The sequence below is a fragment of the Mesorhizobium sp. M5C.F.Ca.IN.020.32.2.1 genome (assembly GCF_004023105.1).
In the GTDB taxonomy this organism is placed as follows: Bacteria; Pseudomonadota; Alphaproteobacteria; order Rhizobiales; family Rhizobiaceae; genus Mesorhizobium; species Mesorhizobium wenxiniae.
In genome coordinates this window covers 1-2,599 of record NZ_RZSX01000865.1, presented here as the reverse complement: position 1 = coordinate 2,599, position 2,599 = coordinate 1, and the positions used below count along the sequence as shown (strand labels likewise).

General features: G+C 60.6%; 4 protein-coding genes. 1 reads left to right on the top strand and 3 read right to left on the bottom strand.

The window, feature by feature from the left end:
- The 3 genes from EOA86_RS30095 to EOA86_RS30085 all read right to left on the bottom strand — a co-directional run.
- Nucleotides 1-310, bottom strand: a 310-nt coding sequence (locus tag EOA86_RS30095; RefSeq protein WP_128344956.1) for a redoxin domain-containing protein, incomplete at its 3' end; no start/stop codon positions are given.
- Nucleotides 311-476: 166 nt separating this feature from the next.
- Nucleotides 477-842, bottom strand: a complete 366-nt coding sequence (locus EOA86_RS30090; protein ID WP_023797070.1) for a cell division protein ZapA — start codon at nucleotides 840-842, stop codon at nucleotides 477-479.
- 19 nt (nucleotides 843-861) lie between these two features.
- On the bottom strand, nucleotides 862-1,134 hold the full coding sequence (locus tag EOA86_RS30085) for a DUF4164 domain-containing protein (RefSeq protein WP_023797069.1): 273 nt from the start codon (nucleotides 1,132-1,134) through the stop codon (nucleotides 862-864).
- Nucleotides 1,135-1,439: 305 nt separating this feature from the next.
- Between EOA86_RS30085 and EOA86_RS30080 the strand changes: the two genes are divergently transcribed.
- Nucleotides 1,440-2,599, top strand: a 1,160-nt coding sequence (locus EOA86_RS30080) for a thiamine pyrophosphate-dependent enzyme (protein WP_245497423.1), incomplete at its 3' end; no start/stop codon positions are given.

The following is a 2,599-nucleotide window of genomic DNA, read 5'->3' as shown; positions in this document are numbered from 1 at the left end:
CCTTGAGGTCCTTGTCGCCGATCAGCGGGTAGCTCACCGATTGGCCGGTCGCCTTCTTGATATCATCCTGCCATTTGCCATGGCTTTCGACCGGATCGACGGAAATGCCGATGATCTTGACGTCGCGCTTCTTGAACTCGCCTTCCAGGCCGGCCATCGTGCCGAGCTCGGTCGTGCAGACCGGCGTGAAATTCTTCGGATGGCTGAAAAGCACCGCCCAGCCGTCACCGATCCATTCGTGGAAGTTGATCGTCCCTTGCGTGGTTTCGGCCGTGAAATCCGGCGCGATATCGTTGATACGAAGGCTCATGACGTGTCCCTACCCTGTGATTGCAGCCGGCATTGACCGGCGTTGCTTTTGCCTTTCTACCACTCCCGCGTCATCCTTCAAACGCCTGTTGCACCCGGTCGAGGCCGGCGGCGAAAAATTTTCATTGCTTCTCGGCAAATGCAGCAGGAATTTTCGCTGCGCTGGCTCAGGCCTTGTTCACCGCCAGCGTCGTCGCCAGATCTTCCATGCGCTGGGCGAGCGCGCCAAGCGCTTGGGTCAGCACCGAATCGTTCTTGTCGGCCTTGGTCAGCGCGTCGTCACGCGTCTTGCGCAGCGTCAGCACTTCACTTTCCATGCCCTTGACGCGTTTTTGCAGTTCCGAAAGCTCGTCCATGACCATGATGCCGGCCATCACGGTCAGCCGCTGGTCGCCGATCTCGCCGAATGAGTCTTTCAGATGCGAGACATAGCGGTCGAAGCGCTCGGCAAGGTCGATCAGATGTTCTTCCTGGCCCTCGTCGCAAGCCATGCGATACTGCTTGCCGTCGATGGAAACCGTGACTTGTGCCATTGGCCTACCTGTCCAGTCCCTATCTGTCCAACACGGCGCGGATGGTTTCCATGGCGGTCACCAGCCGACGCGACACTTCCTTGTTGGCGTCTTCCAGCCGTTCGGCGCGCGCTTCGGAATTGTCGAGTTCCTGCGCCAGCCGCGAGCGATCGGCGTTCATGCGCTGCACCTCCGCCTCGGCTTCCGTATAGTCGCGCTCGTGCTCGAGCTTGGCCGCGACGGCATTTTCCAGCCCCTCGATGGCCTTACCCAGCCTCGCGATGACTTCTTTGAGTGTCGTTTCCCCGGTCATGGCTTTCGTCCTGCGCCCTGCCCATCACCGAATCATCCACGTTCAGAACGCGTTATGTCTGAAACATTACCCGCCGTGTGAAGCCAACGTCAATAAAGCTCTCGCGGCTGTCCCCTGCTAACGCTAATGTAGAACCCCCAAGGCCCTTCTGGCGCCATCACAAGACCGGCAAAAGCGCCGGTTTATTGACTAACAAGATCAGCGAAAGCGCGCCGGTTTGTTGACTAAAAAGCCGCGCCTGCTATGTGTCGCGCACGCTTTTCAAGGGCGCTTTCAAGGCCCCAACCCCCCACACTGGAGGAAGCATGACCTCGCGTGAACAACATGACCGGATGGCCAATGCGATCCGTTTTCTTTCCATGGACGCCGTCGAGAAGGCCCAGTCCGGCCACCCCGGCCTGCCAATGGGCTGCGCCGACGTTGCCACGGTGCTGTTCACGCGTTTCCTGAAATACGATCCGAAGAACCCGCACTGGCCCGATCGAGACCGTTTCATTCTGTCGGCCGGCCACGGTTCGATGCTGCTCTATTCGCTGCTCTATCTGACCGGCTATGAAGACATCACCCTCGACCAGATCAAGCATTTCCGCCAGTTGGGATCGAGGACGGCGGGTCATCCCGAATATGGCCATGCCGCCGGCATCGAGACGACGACCGGCCCGCTCGGCCAGGGACTTGCCAATTCGGTCGGCTTCGCACTCGGCGAGCGCATCATGAATGCCGCTTTCGGCAACGACCTCGTCGACCATTACACCTATGTGCTGGCCGGCGACGGCTGCCTGATGGAAGGCGTCTCCCAGGAAGCCATCGCACTTGCCGGGCATCTCAAGCTGAACAAGCTGATCGTCTTCTGGGACAACAATAACATCTCGATCGACGGCCCGGTGTCGCTGGCCGACAACACCGATCAGGTCGCCCGGTTCCAGGCGTCCGGCTGGAACGCCAGCCACATCGACGGCCAGGACCCTGAAGCGATCGCCTATGCTATCGAGGCGGCGCGCCATTCCGACAAACCGACGATGATCGCCTGCAAGACCACGATTGGCTTCGGCGCGCCGACCAAGGCGGGTACCAACAAGGCGCACGGTTCTCCGCTCGGCGCAGAGGAAATCGGCGGCGCCAGGAAGTTCTTCGGCTGGGACTATCCGCCCTTCGAGGTGCCTGCCGACATCCTCAATGCCTGGCGCGACGCCGGCAAGACGGGTGTCAAGGCACGCACCGGCTGGGAAGGCCGCCTTGCCGAGGCCGACGCCCAATTGCGCAGCGAATTCGAGCGCCGCATCAGTGGCACGTTGCCAGCGAATTTCGACGCCGTCCTCACCGACTACAAGAAGAAACTCGCCGCAGACAAACCGAAGGTCGCCACCCGCAAATCGTCGGAAATGGCGCTCGAGATCATCAACGGCGCGGTGCCGGAAACGATCGGCGGCTCGGCCGACCTGACTGGCTCGAACAACACCAAGAC

What these genes read in the sequence shown, in the direction of transcription:
- EOA86_RS30085 (WP_023797069.1), bottom strand. Translation starts at nt 1,134, where the DNA reads ATGACCGGGGAAACGACACTCAAAGAAGTCATCGCGAGGCTGGGTAAG.
- EOA86_RS30090 (WP_023797070.1), bottom strand. Translation starts at nt 842, where the DNA reads ATGGCACAAGTCACGGTTTCCATCGACGGCAAGCAGTATCGCATGGCT.